This window comes from Syntrophomonas sp. (genome assembly GCF_028707975.1).
Lineage (GTDB): Bacteria > Bacillota > Syntrophomonadia > Syntrophomonadales > Syntrophomonadaceae > Syntrophomonas.
Window position 1 is genome coordinate 1 of record NZ_JAQVZX010000006.1, and the last position, 15,925, is coordinate 15,925.

At 43.9% G+C, this 15,925-nt stretch carries 12 protein-coding genes and 1 tRNA gene; 9 read left to right on the forward strand and 4 right to left on the reverse strand.

Annotated elements, in window-relative coordinates:
• Positions 1-434 precede the first annotated feature (434 nt).
• Both PHP87_RS01540 and PHP87_RS01545 read right to left on the reverse strand, forming a co-directional pair.
• Positions 435-511 (reverse strand) — tRNA-Pro (locus PHP87_RS01540).
• 54 nt (positions 512-565) lie between these two features.
• On the reverse strand, positions 566-1,426 hold the full coding sequence (locus PHP87_RS01545) for a peptidoglycan-binding protein (RefSeq protein ID WP_299917666.1): 861 nt from the start codon (positions 1,424-1,426) through the stop codon (positions 566-568).
• A gap of 198 nt (positions 1,427-1,624) precedes the next feature.
• Between PHP87_RS01545 and PHP87_RS01550 the strand changes: the two genes are divergently transcribed.
• The 9 genes from PHP87_RS01550 (at position 1,625) to yihA (ending at position 13,717) form a co-directional block, all read left to right on the forward strand.
• Entirely contained in the window at positions 1,625-2,938 is a 1,314-nt protein-coding gene (locus PHP87_RS01550) for a tetratricopeptide repeat protein (RefSeq protein WP_299917667.1), read from the forward strand.
• A gap of 392 nt (positions 2,939-3,330) precedes the next feature.
• On the forward strand, positions 3,331-4,242 hold the full coding sequence (locus PHP87_RS01555) for a slipin family protein (RefSeq protein WP_299917668.1): 912 nt from the start codon (positions 3,331-3,333) through the stop codon (positions 4,240-4,242).
• Complete coding sequence (locus tag PHP87_RS01560; protein WP_299917669.1) at positions 4,232-4,771, forward strand: peptidoglycan-binding domain-containing protein; 540 nt, start codon at positions 4,232-4,234, stop codon at positions 4,769-4,771. The genes PHP87_RS01555 and PHP87_RS01560 overlap by 11 nt, the downstream gene beginning before the upstream one ends.
• A gap of 307 nt (positions 4,772-5,078) precedes the next feature.
• On the forward strand, positions 5,079-6,395 hold the full coding sequence (tig, locus tag PHP87_RS01565) for a trigger factor (protein WP_299917671.1): 1,317 nt from the start codon (positions 5,079-5,081) through the stop codon (positions 6,393-6,395).
• Positions 6,396-6,650: 255 nt separating this feature from the next.
• Positions 6,651-7,253, forward strand: coding sequence for an ATP-dependent Clp endopeptidase proteolytic subunit ClpP (gene clpP, locus PHP87_RS01570; protein ID WP_299917673.1), 603 nt, complete (start codon positions 6,651-6,653; stop codon positions 7,251-7,253).
• 25 nt (positions 7,254-7,278) lie between these two features.
• Positions 7,279-8,529: an ATP-dependent Clp protease ATP-binding subunit ClpX gene (clpX, locus tag PHP87_RS01575; protein ID WP_299917674.1), complete on the forward strand. Its 1,251-nt coding sequence runs from the start codon at positions 7,279-7,281 to the stop codon at positions 8,527-8,529.
• Between the two features lie 285 nt (positions 8,530-8,814).
• Complete coding sequence (lonB, locus tag PHP87_RS01580) at positions 8,815-10,515, forward strand: ATP-dependent protease LonB (RefSeq protein ID WP_299917675.1); 1,701 nt, start codon at positions 8,815-8,817, stop codon at positions 10,513-10,515.
• A 103-nt stretch (positions 10,516-10,618) separates the two neighbouring features.
• Positions 10,619-13,057 carry an endopeptidase La gene (gene lon, locus PHP87_RS01585; RefSeq protein WP_299917677.1) on the forward strand — a complete coding sequence of 813 codons (2,439 nt, stop codon included), beginning with the start codon at positions 10,619-10,621 and terminating at the stop codon, positions 13,055-13,057.
• A 72-nt stretch (positions 13,058-13,129) separates the two neighbouring features.
• The gene (gene yihA, locus PHP87_RS01590; protein ID WP_299917679.1) at positions 13,130-13,717 is read left to right on the forward strand and encodes a ribosome biogenesis GTP-binding protein YihA/YsxC; all 588 of its coding nucleotides are present in this window, start codon (positions 13,130-13,132) and stop codon (positions 13,715-13,717) included.
• Here yihA and PHP87_RS01595 read toward each other — a convergent pair.
• Together PHP87_RS01595 and PHP87_RS01600 are read right to left on the reverse strand one after the other, a co-directional pair.
• Positions 13,714-14,976 (reverse strand): SEC-C metal-binding domain-containing protein, encoded by a 1,263-nt coding sequence (locus PHP87_RS01595; RefSeq protein ID WP_299917681.1) that lies wholly within the window; start codon positions 14,974-14,976, stop codon positions 13,714-13,716. The genes yihA and PHP87_RS01595 overlap by 4 nt on opposite strands.
• Before the next feature lie 14 nt (positions 14,977-14,990).
• A complete protein-coding gene (locus PHP87_RS01600) occupies positions 14,991-15,650 on the reverse strand; it encodes a phosphatidylserine decarboxylase family protein (protein WP_299917682.1) in 660 nt (219 codons plus the stop codon).
• Positions 15,651-15,925 lie beyond the last annotated feature (275 nt).

Genomic DNA, 15,925 nt, shown 5'->3' on the forward strand with positions numbered 1-15,925 from the left:
AACAATTCTTGTTTTCCTTTATATTCATGAATTGCAGATACCAGATTCATCAATTCATGGTTCATTAGTTCATTGGGAACGGCCGTATAATCAAACTCTCTCAACGACTTGCCTCCCTTCTGCACAAAAGCTCGTGGTTCTGCACAATATTACTGCTAGAATATGCAGAAGTCAAGCGATATAGGTCAGATTAGAAGGTTTTCTTTCTGCACAATTCATTATAATTCTGCATTATTATATATAGATTTTGTGCAAAAACAAGAAAAGAAACATCCCTGGACTGATACAATAAAAGCGCACACCCTTGGCAAATAGAGGCACTTTTACGCAAAATGAGTAAAAATGCTGCTAAAAACAACCTGAAAATATCCCAGAAAAGAGCTAAAGCCCTGTATTACAAAGCTTTTTATTGTATCAAAGATTAAGTTTTTAACTGGTCGGGGCGACAGGATTTGAACCTGCGGCCTTCTGATCCCAAATCAGACGCGCTACCAAGCTGCGCCACGCCCCGAACTTCTTTATAATATCATCTGCAAGGGATGGCTGTCAATTGGGGTTGAAGGCTCTAGGGTTCCACATCATTGATGGCCAGGTCATAAGCCTTCTGCAGGGCATGATGGGTATATGGCCCTACAATACCATCAGCTATCAGTTGCTTATCCCTTTGGAAAGCAATTACCGCGGCTTCGGTTTTAGGGCCGAATTTACCATCGGGTTTGGCCCGGTAGTATCCCAGGGTTCTTAACATCCTCTGCACCTCTTTCACATCACTGCCTTCATCACCCCTCGAAAGAACCCGTCCCGTATTGGCTTTCCCGAATATATTAACCGGTGTACCCAGGGGAGTCCGGTCATAAAGCGCGATTACATCAGCATTATACATGCGCACACAGCCGTGGCTGGCAGCTTTGCCAATAGAACTGGGGCGGTTGGTTCCATGGATGCCATATCCTCCCCAGGGAACACTGAGTCTCATCCAGCGAGCACCAAAAGCCCCTCCAGGATTGGCCGTTTTTTGAACTATGGTCCAATTTCCCAGTGGGGTAGGAGTTTGTGGCTTACCCACCGCTACCGGGTAGGTCTTCTTAAAGGTACCGGAGGTATAGGTAAGTCTTCTTTTTACCACATCAATACTGATGCGAGGTTGCTCCCAGGCCTGGCCCTGTCGCTTTTTTGGCAGCCGGATTGAAGAACTGGGATCCAGTTGGAGCCAGCTGTTGGTATCAACAATACCATCAACTATGAGACCCCGGCTGGCTTGAAAGGCTTTCAGCGCGGCTTCGCTTTGCTCTCCAAATATCCCATCTTCCACTCCAGGATTAAATCCCAACTCCTTTAGTCTCTTTTGCATTAAATAAATATCAGGCCCGGACATTCGTATTTTTTCTAACCGTAAAAACCGGCTGGCATATACCATTTTCCTCATTCTCCTCATATACTTGCTTAGTATCATAATATTTATCTTTTTTATATAGGTTCCGGATGGCGTAAAGCGAGCCAGGCGAAAATTGGAAATTTTAGTATTCAAAATAATCAGTCAAAAGAAAACAGATAAAAATTTACAGAAGCTGGAAGGAATTATAAAACAAATGTGGAATAAGTTGGAAAGAAGATCTGAGGGCGAATGAAATATGAAAGAAATTTCTTTCATGATCTTTTGTTCCTCAAGAAAGGAATGGTTATAAATATGAAGGAAAGCATGGAAACAAATATTAATGAAAATACTGATACATCAATTAATTCGTTATCCGAGCAGGCGGCGGAAAAATTTTTGAAACATGATATTACCGGGGCTTATGAAATCCTGGTAGAGGCGATAAAAGCAGATGCTGAAAATATTGAGATATTGAATCTTGTAGCCCGCTGTTATTTCCTCTGGGGTGATTTTGAAAGAGCGGAGCTCTGTTGGAAAAAGGTTTTGGAGTTGGATACGGCCAACCGGGAAGCTTCTTCGGCCCTGGAGGATTTGCAAGACCCACCCTTTCAATTCTGGTTAAAGCGCTATTATGAAGCCTTGAATCAGGTGGAAAACCGGAATTATGAGGCGGCTAGAAATTCTCTGTGGGAGCTGTTACAGGAAAAAGACTGTTTTGTGGGGATTTATCAACTTTTGGGCTTGTGTTACCTGGCGGAAGCAGACCGCTATTCGGCGCGGAGAGTATGGAGCAAAGGATTGGGCTGGGATTTATCCAATCAACCTTTGTTGAATTACTTGAATATTTATGAAGAAGAGTCTTCTCAGACAGTAGAATTGGAAGAAGTGAGTGAAAAATGGATTCAATGGCCGGCTTTACCCCGAATAAGACTAGCCTGGTTGCTTTCCGGGGTGTTGTGTACGGTCTTGCTGGTACAGGGAGTAAGTTATTTAGTCGGTCAGCGGGATAATGATGAAAAGCAATCCAGTAAGAATAAACAGGAAGTGGAGTATTTCCAGCAAAAAGTTGAGAAGGGAAACAAGCCCCAGGCGGTTTTATCGGAACATCAGGCGAAGCATTTTTTACCGGAAGAACTTAAAAGTACAGGTGTGGAAAACACTATGGCGGGGGCCGATTATGATCTGGAACAGGAAAAATGGTATTATTCCGAGGGTTATCAGGCTTATTTAGATGGTGATTATAAGAAAGCTGTGAGCAACCTGGGTATGGTGGTTTCTATGCAATCGAAGAGTTTTCTCCATCGCGAAGCCTTGTATTATTTAGCGCGGGTTTATTATATTAATTCCGATTATAAAAATGCGGAAAGATATTTCCTGGATTATACCCGGGATTTTCCTTCCACCAATTATTATGATGAAAGCCTCTTTTATCTGGGTTGTATCTATTACTTTGATCAGCAAGAAGATAAAGCCCGGCAGGCATTGGAGAAACTGCGCGAAGTAGTTCCAGACAGCGGATATCTAACCAGCAAAATGGCGATTAATTTGTTAGGAGCTCAATAAAGCAAGTTAAGCGTTAGGGGAGAAGTGTGAGGTTTGCGAAATGTTAGGGGTTAACGGATGAAGATAAACAGGGGGCAATCTCCAAGATTGTCCCCTTAAAATTTTGTACTAACCCCCCATGGCCGAGGGTCACAATCACCGATGAAAATAGTGACATCAGGAGTTTGTTATAGATGCTGATTCACGCAGATATATTATGATATATATCAGAAGGACCGTCCCCATGATATATTTTCCTCAATTTACGAATCGTTTCTTAGTATAATGGAATTATTTTTGATATGATAGTAAATAATAACACTTGATTCTGCTAAAAATTCCTGATGCTTGATAACTTAGCGGGATTACCCCGGTGCTTTTGGTTTACCTGGGCTATAGAAAGGGGAATGAGGATGGCTAATAATGGAGATCGTCAGGAGCCTGATTGGATTAAATATCGCGGAGATAGGCTCAATGCACCTGCAATTTTGGTTTTTATTTTACTTGCAGCTTTGTCGAGCTACGCATATATTATTATGCAGCAAATCTGGTTGACGGTATTTTTGGGGATAATAGCCGTGCTGGCAGCCTGGTCGCTCAAGGTGGCCCGGGAGTGGGATCGGGTAGTTGTATTGAGGTTGGGAAAATTTCAGAGGATGGCCGGACCGGGACTTTTTTTCATAATACCTATCATTGATGAAGCTCCCATCTGGATTGATTTACGCGTTAGAACCACATTTTTTGCAGCGGAGAAAACCCTGACCAAGGACAATGTTCCGGTTAATGTGGATGCAGTAATGTTCTGGTTGGTGGATGATCCTATGAAGGCGGCCCTGGAGGTGGAGGAATACCAGAAAGCGGTATTCTGGGCGGCTCAGACCACTCTGCGGGATATGATCGGGAAAACTGAACTATATGCTATGCTAGCCGGAAGGGAACATATCGATGAAGAGTTGAAAGTGATGATCGATGCTCGTACAGATTCCTGGGGAGTCTCCGTTCGCTCAGTGGAAATACGGGATGTTATGATACCGGATGAGTTGCAGGATGCGATGTCGCGGGAAGCCCAGGCAGAAAGAGAGCGCAGGGCCCGGGTTATATTGGGAACTGCGGAATTGGAGATAGCCGACAAGTTTGCCCAGGCCGCTACCAGATACCACAACAATCCGGAAGCTTTCAGTTTGCGAGCGATGAATATTCTCTATGAAGGAATAAAGGAAAAATCATCTCTGGTTATCGTTCCCAGCAATATGGTGCATTCCTTGAATCCAGGCTCTATTCTGGGCTATGTAAGCAAAATGGAGGATAAGAAAAGTGGCGATTAATAAACTCTTGATAGGATTATTAATCACTGCAACTGTTTTACTTGGTGGCTGTAGCGGGTCAACGGCTCAATACCCGCAGAGGAGTCCCGATTTGCCGGCTCCTGCTGCTGATAAACAGATGTCAGCTTTAGATGAAGTAATTACCGACCCCAATATAAAAAAAGATGAAAACCTGGCACATAATGAGAATATTCAGGAATTGAAGCACCTGAAATACGGGGTCAGGCCCGGGGAGGGCAGTGAGGTTTCCAGCAAGACTTCCGATGAATCTGCAAAACCAGCAGCAACTCCCCTGCATAGGTCACATGTTAGTTCTGTGGACGAACCATACTCCCGGGTTAATATTCAATTGCTTACCGTGGAGGAGTTGGATGCGGTGATAGCGGAATTAATCAAGCAAGACTACCTCCAGCAAAAGCCGGCTAATGAAGAAGAGTTAAGTAATGCCTTGAGCCAGTTTCAAAGCGACCACAATCTAACTCCTTCAGGTAAAATAGATGCTGCTACCCTGAAAATAATCAAAGAATAAATGGGAGAGACTTGACTTGGAAGAGTGGAATTAATTATTCTTTAAATATCTAAAGGCTTATCTGCCAGTGCTTTAGTGTTCAGCTCTTGCCTTGCCAAGGCTGGAACCGCGGGTTAATCCCATCTTTTACTTGCTTAATTTGTACCTCGGCAACAGCCGGGGTCTTGTGTTTTAAGTTAAATTAGGGTAAATTCTTAAGAGGATTATTCAGGAAACAAAAAAATCAATAAGATAGGTCAGGTATAGTATTCGTAAAATACAGTAATAAGTCAAAGTCTAAATTAATGAAAGGGTAGGAGGAGCATAAATGACCGCAAGATTAGAGAAGATAGAAAACAGCGAGGCCTATATTGAAGTAGAGATTAGTGCCGAGCAGGTTGAGGAAGGTCTACAGTACGCTTATCGCAAAGTGATCAAACAGGTTAGCATTCCTGGTTTTCGCAAAGGAAAAGCACCCAGAGAGCTCTTGGAACTCCAATTTGGCAAGGAAGTGCTTTTCCAGGACGCACTGGAATATATTGTTCCAGAAGCCTATGAAAAGGCCCTGATGGAATTGAACATCAGGCCTATTGCCCAGCCGGAATTTGACATCAATGACCCTGAATCGGGTAAAGCCTTTAAGTTCAATGCTCGTGTACCGGTCAAGCCGGAAGTCAAGTTAGGGGAAATAGAGGGCATAGATGTTGAAATACCTGTTTTTCAGGTAAAAGAAGAGGATGTTATTCAGAGACTTGAAGATATGCGCCAGCATTATGCTCAAGTAGTAGAAAAAACAGAAGAACCGGCTGCTATGGGAGATAAGTTGAGCATTGATTTTGAAGGTTTTATTGATGGTGAAGCATTTGCCGGGGGCAAGGGAGAGGACTATTCTCTAGAGCTGGGCTCCAATACTTTTATTCCTGGTTTTGAAGAACAATTAGTAGGGCTGAAGGTCGGAGAAAGCAAGGATGTGCGGGTTACTTTCCCGGAATCCTATCATGCTGAGGATCTGGCGGGCAAGGAGGCTGTTTTCCAGGTTAGCGTAAATAAAATTGAAACGGCTGAAGCCAGAGAGCTTAATGATGAGTTTGCCCAAGAAGTGAGCGAGTTTGATACTATTGATGAGCTGCGCCAGGACATTAGGAAAAACCTGGAGGAAGCGGCAGATAGTCGCCGTAAAGAGGCCATTAGAACTGAGCTTATGGAAAAGGCCCTGGAAAAATGTGATATTCCTGTCCCTGATGCAGTTATTAAAATGCAGGTGGAACAGATGCTGCAGGATTTTGAGCAAAGAATGGTCTATCAGGGCTTGACTCTGGAGCAGTATTTCCAGTTCACCAACAGCAATCAGGAGGACTTCAGCCAGAAAATATGGCCGGAAGCCGAGAAATCAGTAAAAGGTGATTTCATGCTGGAAAAAGTGGCTGAGGAAAAGGGGATAGAGGTCAGTGAAGAAGAACTTGATGAACACATTATTAAACTGGCCGATAGTTTTGGAATGGAAGTAGACAAGATAAAGGAAGAACTGGGCGATGCTATCGAGAACATCAGAACCGGGATAAAAATAGATAAAGCGATTGACTTCCTTATCGACAAGGCGGTAGTTAAGGAAGTAGCAGAAATAGCCACAGCGGTAGATGAATAACCCGCAAAGTGACATTTAGTTTTAAAATTAACTCCACTGCAAAAACCCCTTTTCTTGCATAAGGGTTGCATAAAAATACAAGTTTTGCAGGGGAACCCCTCATGCCCAGAGGACACAGCCGCCGATGAAAATAGGGGTATTGCAGGGGGTTATTGGACGCTGATTCACGCAGATATATTATGATATATATCAGAAGGACCGTCCCCGGGATATATTTTTTTATTAATCAAAATTAAAATTGAAGGGGTGATTATAATGTCATATCTGGTACCTATGGTAGTGGAACAAACTAATCGTGGCGAAAGGTCGTATGATATTTATTCGCGTCTGCTTAAAGACCGGATAATATTCTTGGGCAGTGGTATTGACGATACCATAGCCAACCTCGTAATTGCCCAACTTCTATTTCTGGAAGCGGAAGACCCGGACAAGGACATTTCCTTATATATCAACAGCCCGGGCGGCTCCATAACGGCAGGGATGGCCATATATGACACTTTGCAATATATCCGGCCTGATGTCTCCACCATTTGTGTAGGTTTGGCTGCCAGCATGGGAGCATTCCTGTTGGCTGCAGGAAAAAAAAGCAAGAGATTTGCCCTCCCCAATGCGGAAATTATGATACACCAACCAGCCGGGGGAACCCAGGGACAGGCTACTGATATCGAAATCCATGCCCGGCGTATAATGAGTATGAAAGAATCTTTAAATAAAATACTGGCTGAAAGGACCGGTCAACCCCTGGAGCGAATCCAAAAGGATACTGACCGGGATTATTTTATGACTGCCCAGGAGGCTAAAGAATATGGTATTATAGATGAAGTAATAAGCCATCCGAAGAAGACCAGCAAGAAATAACTTTTGGCCAAAGAGAGGTGGATTTATGCACAGATACGGGGATGAAAAAGGGCAATTGAAGTGTTCTTTCTGTGGCAAGACTCAAGATCAGGTTAAGAAACTTGTTGCTGGACCGGGTGTGTATATTTGTGACGAGTGCATAGAGTTGTGTAATGAGATAATTGAAGAAGAGTTGGCGGATGACCTGGGTTTTGAACTCGGGGACATTCCCAAACCACAAGATATTCGTGAGATTCTCGATGATTATGTTATTGGTCAGGATCGGGCCAAGAAGTCCCTGGCCGTTGCTGTTTATAATCATTATAAAAGGATAAACTTGGGGATGAAACTGGATGATGTTGAGCTCCAGAAGAGCAATATAATGATGCTGGGGCCGACCGGTAGTGGCAAGACCTTGCTGGCCCAGACTTTGGCCCGAATATTGAATGTTCCCTTTGCCATTGCTGATGCCACCTCCCTAACCGAAGCCGGTTATGTGGGCGAAGATGTGGAAAACATCCTCTTAAAGCTTATTCAATCCGCTGATTACGATATTGAAAAGGCGGAAAAGGGAATAATCTACATTGATGAAATCGACAAAATAGCGCGTAAGACAGACAATCCCAGCATCACCCGGGATGTGTCGGGTGAGGGAGTGCAGCAGGCTCTTTTAAAGATTCTGGAAGGAACTGTAGCCAGTGTTCCCCCGCAGGGAGGGCGGAAGCACCCCCATCAGGAGTTTATTCAGATTGACACCAGTAATATTCTTTTTATCTGTGGGGGAGCTTTCGAAGGTATAGATAAGATAATTGAGAACCGGATAGGACAAAAGGTTATGGGTTTTGGTGCTGATATCAAGCGCCGGGAAGAGAAAAAAATCGGGGAAGTTTTGAATATGATTCTTCCCCAGGATTTGTTGAGATACGGCCTGATTCCCGAATTCGTAGGGAGAGTACCTATTATTGTCACCCTGGAAGCACTGGATATTGGTGCTCTGGTGAGTATTTTAACCGAGCCCAAGAATGCCCTGGTCAAACAGTATAAGAAATTGTTTGAACTGGATGGGGTGGATCTCGAATTTAAGGAAGATGCCCTGCAGGCTATTGCCGATGAAGCCCTGCGCCGGAATACGGGGGCCCGTGGTTTAAGGGCAATAATAGAAGACATTATGCTGGAAGTAATGTATGAGATTCCTTCCCGCCTGGATGTGACCAAAGTAGCCATAACCCGGGATGTGATTGAAAAGAAAGAGCAACCTCTGCTGGTTACTATGGAAGCACGGCGAAAAGTCAACTAGTGCGGGGGAGGGCTCTAATCGCGGCTTTTTCTTGCGCTAAACGCATGTGAAGGCTTTGCGATCACTACTGATGCTCCTGGGACCCATTAAAAGCACTATCAACTTGCCGATGATATTAACTTAAAGTACAGGTCGCTATTAAGGTTGCAGGAGTTCACTTTTCAAAGCGGAATATTTTTATGTGGAAAAGGTAGCGCGCGCTACCTTTTTTTACTGAGTTTTTTCCTAATCCGAAGACAGAGCTAAGGGAATAATACAAAAAGCACAAAGGAAAGGAAAAAACTCATGAATGAATTTTTCGTCCAATATAGCGGTATCCTCTACTTGATACAATTGTTCTTTGCGGTAGTGATCGGCTTATATTTTTGGAATCTACTGAAGAACCAACAGAGCCATAAAACGGTAATGGTAAAGGAGTCGGAAAAAGAGAGTTATAGGTTAAGACAGATGCGTAACATAAAGCTTAGCGAGCCTTTGTCCAGTATAACCCGTCCTGCTCATATGGATGATATTATAGGACAGAAGGAAGCAGTCTCCATTCTTCGTTCTGCTCTGTGCGGGCCGAATCCACAACATGTTATCATATATGGTCCTCCTGGAGTAGGAAAAACCGCTGCTGCACGCCTGGTATTGGAAGAGGCTAAAAAAAACCCCCTCTCCCCTTTCAGAAAAGACGCCAACTTTGTAGAAGTTGATGCTACCATAAGCCGCTTTGATGAAAGAAACATAGCCGATCCATTGATTGGTTCGGTGCACGATCCCATATATCAGGGGGCTGGGTCTATGGGTTCAGCCGGCATTCCTCAACCCAAGCCGGGAGCCTGTACCCGGGCCCACGGGGGCATTCTCTTTATTGATGAAATCGGGGAATTACATCCTTTACAGATGAACAAATTGCTGAAAGTTTTGGAAGATAGAAAAGTTATGCTGGAGAGTGCTTATTACACGGAACACAACCGGACTATTCCGCTTTATATTCATGAAATATTTAACCAGGGGCTTCCCGCTGATTTTCGCCTGGTGGGTGCAACCACACGCTCCCCGGATGAGCTATCGGCAGCTTTGCGATCACGCTGTCTGGAAATCTTCTTTAATTCCCTTACAAAGGAAGATATAGAACACATAACCCATAATGCGGCCCGGAAAATAGATTTTCCCCTGGAACCTGCAGCCTTGAAGGAAATAAGTCGCTATGCCGGTAATGGAAGGGAAGCGGTGAATATGATCCAACTCTCGGCGGGAATAGCTCAGGTGGAAAAAGAAAATAAAATAAGCCTGTCTATCGTGGAAAAAGTTTTAAACAATGGCCGATTTTCACCGCGCCGGGAGATCAAGATAAAGGGAGAAGCAATGGTAGGGGTAGTTAATGGACTGGCCGTGTTTGGCGCCAATATGGGTACTTTATTGGAGGTAGAGGCTGCGGCTCTTTCTGTGGCCAAAGGCCAGGGCAACTGGACGGTTACCGGAGTGGTAGATGAAGAACAAGTTGGAGGACAGGAAAGACAATTCCGGCGGAAAAGTATGGCCCGAGGAGCGGTTGAAAATGTCCTTACCGTTTTGAGGTCAAATTATGATTTAGAAATTGGGGATTACAACATCCATCTGAATTTCCCCGGGGGCATTCCCGTAGATGGACCCTCAGCGGGTATAAGTATGGCCACTGCCATCTATTCGAGTATTACCGGTAAAGCAGTGGATAATCTTTTAGCCATGACCGGGGAAATCTCAGTCTACGGCAAGGTTAAGCCGGTGGGAGGAGTTATAGCTAAAATTGAGGCCGCCCGCAGGGCTGGAGTGCAAAAGGTCATTATCCCGGCGGAAAATTGGCTTAGTATTTTTGACGATTTTCCTGATTTAAAAGTGATTCCGGTTCAGGAATTGGAGGAGGTCTTTTCCTGGGCTTTTCTTGAGCAGCAAGTATTTCCCGCTACTACAGATAAACCGCTGCAAATGATTAATGAGCCCGGCCTTGGCGTTTCGACTTGATGATTGGTAGATAAAGTAGCAACTGCCTGGAAATCGATTACAGGCGTTATTGCACTGAATTAACACATATAGTAGAATAGATGTGCTTGGGAGGTGTTTATTTATGCCAACAGAAGACCATCAAATATATAGAGAATTACCTATGCTGCCTCTCCGCGGGGTGCTGGTTTTCCCCTATACCGTCATACACTTGGATGTAGGGCGGAAGAAGTCCATACATGCTATAGAAGACGCTATGCTGGGTTCCAAGGAAATATTTTTAGCAACGCAGAAGGAAGCCCAAACCGATGAACCGGATGAAGAAGATATTTATGAAGTAGGCACGGTTGCTGAAATAAGACAAATATTAAAAATGCCGGGTGGAACCATGCGGGTTTTGGTAGAAGGTTTATTTCGGGCGGAAATTCACTCTTATCTATCTAATGATCCTTATATGAAAGTGCAAGTGGAAGAATTAAGGGATAAAAAGATTAAGAGCCCTGAACAGGAAGCTCTCATGAGAAACCTGGTGGGTCAATTTGAACAATATGTAAGGATGAGCAAAAAGGTTCCTCCCGAAACGGTGGTTTCAGTAGTAGCTATTGAAGAAGGAGGAAGACTGGCGGATGTTATTGCATCCCATCTTAATCTGAGAATAAATGAAAAACAGCGGATATTGGAATTGAACGATATTGCTAAGAGGTTGAATTACCTTTGCGAACTGCTGGCCAAGGAAATGGAAGTTCTGGAACTGGAAAGAAAGATCAATATCCGGGTGCGCAAGCAGATGGAAAAGACGCAGAAGGAATACTATTTAAGGGAACAAATAAAGGCTATCCAAAAGGAATTGGGAGAAAAAGACGAGCGTACGAGTGAAGTTGAAGAATTCAGAGGACGCATCAAGAAAGCCAATATGCCCAAAGATGCTGAGGAAAAGGCCTTTAAGGAGTTGGAAAGGCTGGAAAAAATGCCACCGATGGTGGCTGAAGCCGTGGTGGTGCGCAACTACCTGGATTGGATTTTATCTTTGCCCTGGTCGTTCGAAACCCGGGATCGCTTGGATTTAAAAGCCGCCGAAGCAATATTGGATGAGGACCATTACGGTTTGGAAAAACCGAAAGAAAGAATTCTGGAGTATTTGGCCATTCGTAAGCTGGCCAAGAAAATGAAAGGTCCCATTCTCTGTTTGGTTGGTCCTCCCGGGGTAGGAAAGACCTCTTTAGGCAAGTCAGTAGCTCGCTCCCTGGGACGGAAATTCATCCGTATGTCTTTGGGAGGCATCCGGGATGAGGCCGAAATAAGAGGGCATCGTCGGACTTATGTAGGTTCCATGCCGGGCCGCATATTGCAGGGCATGAAAACAGCGGGTTCCAAAAACCCCGTCTTTCTCCTGGATGAAATCGACAAGATGACCATGGACTTTCGCGGAGACCCGGCCTCGGCCCTTCTAGAGGTCTTGGATCCCGAACAAAACTATATTTTCAGTGATCATTATCTGGAAATACCCTTTGATTTGTCCAAGGTAATGTTTATTACCACGGCCAACTCGGTTTTCAATATCCCTCGTCCCTTGCTGGACCGGATGGAAATAATAGAAATAACTGGATACACCGAGGAAGACAAAGTTCACATTGCCAGTGATTACCTGGTACCAAAACAAATAAAAGAACACGGCCTGAAGGAAAGTAATATTGCATTCTCCGAAGGAACCTTGCGCCGAATTATCCGCGAATATACTCGGGAAGCCGGGGTTAGAAACCTGGAAAGACAGATTGCTTCTATATGCCGCAAGGTGGCTCGCCAGGTGGTGGAAGATAAAGATACTTATGTTCATGTCGGCTCCAACAGTTTAAATCGTTTTTTAGGAGTAGGCAGATACCGCTATGGAATAGCGGAAAGCGAAAACCAGGTAGGGGTAGCAACTGGTTTGGCCTGGACGGAGAGTGGAGGGGAAATATTATCTATTGAAGTTGCTTTGCTAAAGGGCAAGGGGAACTTGACCTTAACCGGCAAGCTGGGTGAAGTGATGAAGGAATCAGCCCAGGCAGCATTAACCTATGTTCGTTCCAAAGCAGATGAATTAGGAATTAGTGACGAAATCCGTGATAAATATGATGTACACATCCATATTCCCGAAGGGGCCATCCCCAAGGATGGGCCATCCGCCGGAATAACTCTGGCTACGGCCCTGGCTTCAGCCATGTCTGGCCTCCCGGTTCGAAGTGAGCTTGCTATGACCGGTGAAATAACCCTGCGGGGTAGAATCCTGCCTATTGGCGGATTAAAAGAAAAAATTCTGGCGGCTCATAGAGCGGGGATTACCAAGGTACTTCTGCCGGTAGAAAATAAAAAGGATTTGGCCGAAATACCAGCCCCGGTTAAAAGAAAAATTAAGCTGGTTCTGGTCAGTCATATGGATGAAGTATTAGAGGAAACCCTGCTCAAGTTGGAACCTATGCAAACGGGTGAAGAATTTCCCGGTGTATTGCTAAATCCTGAGTTGGTTGGGGAGAGCCTGGGCCAGGAAAGGGTAGAGCCCGAAGCCAATAAAGATCTATGTTAGAAAAGTAAGGCGCGAGGTGTAAGGGATAATTTGGGCAGCGAAGAAGACAAATTAACAAGACAAAGAGGTCCTATGGGGTTAAAAGTAAAAAAAGCGGAATTAGAGGGAATTTATGTAGATATTAATCAACTACCGGCGGGCAATCTCCCGGAAATTGCCCTGACCGGTCGTTCCAATGTGGGGAAATCTTCTTTAATCAATAAAATATGCAACCGCAAAAAATTGGCCAAGTCCAGTTCAACTCCCGGTAAAACTAGAACCATAAATTATTATTTAATTAACGATCAATGGTTTATGGTTGATTTGCCGGGCTATGGTTACGCCCGGGTTTCCCGGGAAGAAAAATCCCGCTGGAAGAAAATGATTGAGGCTTATCTTAGCCAGCGGGAACAGCTTCGGGGTGTGATTCAATTACTGGATATTCGGCATGAACCCGGAGAAAATGATATTTTGATGAAAGACTGGCTATTGCATTTGCAGATACCGGTATTGATAGTAGCTACCAAAGCCGACAAGCTCTCCCGAGGGGCCAGAATGAAAAATATGGCGGTGATTCGTAAGACCCTGGATTTACCTGATATGCCCCTGGTATTTTCCGCTCATACCGGGGAGGGGGTAGAGGAATTAAAAGCCGCCCTGGCTGAGCTTCTCTCCCCTTAGAGGGAGGTTTTTTGACTTATTCTTTCTTTCATATATTGAATCAATTCTTGCTCACTTTTACCGGGCAGAGATTTAGAAAAATCATCTAGCAGATCATAAAGCCGTTCGCGGCCATTCTCTTCTGCCAGCAACTCCTGAGGGGTTTTTTTATCCAGTTCCCCATGAGGAGTAGACAACCAGCGCTCAGTTTCCCTATCTTTGATTACAGTAAACCACAAACTCATTAACTCCTCAGCCGGGGGCTGCTTGCGGAAACGGTTATTAACCACAGCCCATTCTTTCTCGGGTAAAATATCCACCAGCACTTGCTTAAGCTTATGAATATCCTCCAGTAAATCGGCAGCAAAAAGTATATTATCCATGCCGACTCCTATTCTGGCATAAGCTCGATTCTCTCCGGAAAAGTGGAACCAGCTATATCCTCCGGTTTGGTGAAGCAAGGTATAGTCTTTATTATTTGCCAGCTGTTTTAGGAGCAGGTTTCTTTCTTCATCGTTAATACTGCTGCTTTCTATATGATTGAAGCTTAGCAGTACTTTCTTATAAGCGTGGTCGAAAAGTCCATAGAGCATTTCTGCATTAAATTTTAAGAGGTTAGTAATTTTTTCTCCCAATAAACTACTCAAGTATTCCATATGTTGCTTTAGAAAATCCTTTTCCGCAGATTTGTTTTCCATAACCAACACCATACCGGAAAAAACATTTTCTCCCGGGAAATTGACTAATCGCCCTAAAAGAAGAACGGGGTTTTCTTCGGCATCAACTTCCCAGGGTTCCTTTAAGAGGACTTTATGCTCTTTAGCCAGGAAAATATCTTCAATCTCCAGGTGCATATCCTGGTATCCTTTAACTTCATATACCGATAAATAGGAAAAAACCAGAGCGGTTAAACAATCCCGCAAGGGATTTTCCATAAAGCTTCCATGTTCCTTTAAATATTGAAAAGCAAAGGTATCATCGTCATGGGAAGCCAGGTCAAACCATAAGCAGTCAGACATAAGGCTTTCATGTTCCGGGGGCAGATTTTTATCTACCGTAAAAGCAAGAAAGTGTTCTTTAATTTCTTTATTGACCTTTTTAATCTGCTGACCATAGAATTGATCCAGTTTTATTTTTGCCGCTATTATCAACTGGCTATAGCGAGTAAAGGGGTCGCCATCAAAGTCCAGCAACTCACTTAAGGCACCGCAGCACTTTTTGTATTTCTTCCCACTACCGCAAAGACAGGGGTCATTTCTACCTGGTTTTGCAACCTTCATCTCACGCCTCCTATTTATTTTTCTTGCTCAGATACTGCCGGGTGAAAGCGGGCAACGATGGTTTCTCCGCCTTTTACCTTCTGACCAGGAACCACCAGAATTTCGGCTTCCAGGGGTAAGTATAGTTCCGTACAGGAACCAAAGCGTATAAGGCCGATCCTTTCCCCTGCATTCAAGGTATCACCTGGATTCACCCAGCAAACAATGCGACGGGCTATTAGTCCGGTTATCTGCACTACCAGTATTCTCCCATATTCGGAAAGCAAACCTACATAGTTACGGGCATTTTTTTCACCCGCTTCCTTTTTGAAGGCAGGTAAAAAAATCCCGCCTTTTCGATTTACCCATTCTATGGTACCCGCCATGGGACTACGATTAACATGGACATTAAATAGATTTAAAAAAATCCTTAGCTGTATAGTTTTAGTCTGTAAATATTGATCCTCCCAGACAGTATTGATTTCCATTATCCTGCCATCAGCCGGGGCTAAAACCAGATCTTTATCCTCATTGACTTTTCGTTCCGGATTGCGAAAAAAATAAAGACAAAAAACAGTTAAGATGCTAGCGGCTATGGCGAACTTATACCAGGAGATCCATAGAAGCAAAAAAGTTATAACGGCAAAAAAAATAATAAAAGGCCATCCTTCACGGGCAATTATATTATTGTGCATTTCTTCTCCCTCAATTCTAATGCCATAATCTAGAGACAATTGTAACTCATAAAGGCCTTAAATGTTAAGTGAAATTTGCTCTGGAACTTGCACTAATGTATCTGCTTTAAGTAGAATTGAGAAAGAAGTTTAAAATTCGATAGAAAAAAACAGCAAGTAAGCATAAATTAACCAGGACTCTGCGGCAAGAATCCCTTTGTTGCATAAGGGTTGGATAAATATACAAGCATAAGGTTTATGACTTTTTGCTGTGAACCAGTGGAAATAAGGAGGTA

Bases quoted from the DNA above. Each gene is read 5' to 3' on its own strand.
- PHP87_RS01545 (WP_299917666.1), bottom strand. From the start codon at position 1,426: ATGAGGAAAATGGTATATGCCAGCCGGTTTTTACGGTTAGAAAAAATA.
- PHP87_RS01550 (WP_299917667.1), top strand. From the start codon at position 1,625: ATGAAATATGAAAGAAATTTCTTTCATGATCTTTTGTTCCTCAAGAAA.
- PHP87_RS01555 (WP_299917668.1), top strand. From the start codon at position 3,331: ATGGCTAATAATGGAGATCGTCAGGAGCCTGATTGGATTAAATATCGC.
- tig (WP_299917671.1), top strand. From the start codon at position 5,079: ATGACCGCAAGATTAGAGAAGATAGAAAACAGCGAGGCCTATATTGAA.
- clpP (WP_299917673.1), top strand. From the start codon at position 6,651: ATGTCATATCTGGTACCTATGGTAGTGGAACAAACTAATCGTGGCGAA.
- clpX (WP_299917674.1), top strand. From the start codon at position 7,279: ATGCACAGATACGGGGATGAAAAAGGGCAATTGAAGTGTTCTTTCTGT.
- lonB (WP_299917675.1), top strand. From the start codon at position 8,815: ATGAATGAATTTTTCGTCCAATATAGCGGTATCCTCTACTTGATACAA.
- lon (WP_299917677.1), top strand. From the start codon at position 10,619: ATGCCAACAGAAGACCATCAAATATATAGAGAATTACCTATGCTGCCT.
- yihA (WP_299917679.1), top strand. From the start codon at position 13,130: ATGGGGTTAAAAGTAAAAAAAGCGGAATTAGAGGGAATTTATGTAGAT.
- PHP87_RS01595 (WP_299917681.1), bottom strand. From the start codon at position 14,976: ATGAAGGTTGCAAAACCAGGTAGAAATGACCCCTGTCTTTGCGGTAGT.
- PHP87_RS01600 (WP_299917682.1), bottom strand. From the start codon at position 15,650: ATGCACAATAATATAATTGCCCGTGAAGGATGGCCTTTTATTATTTTT.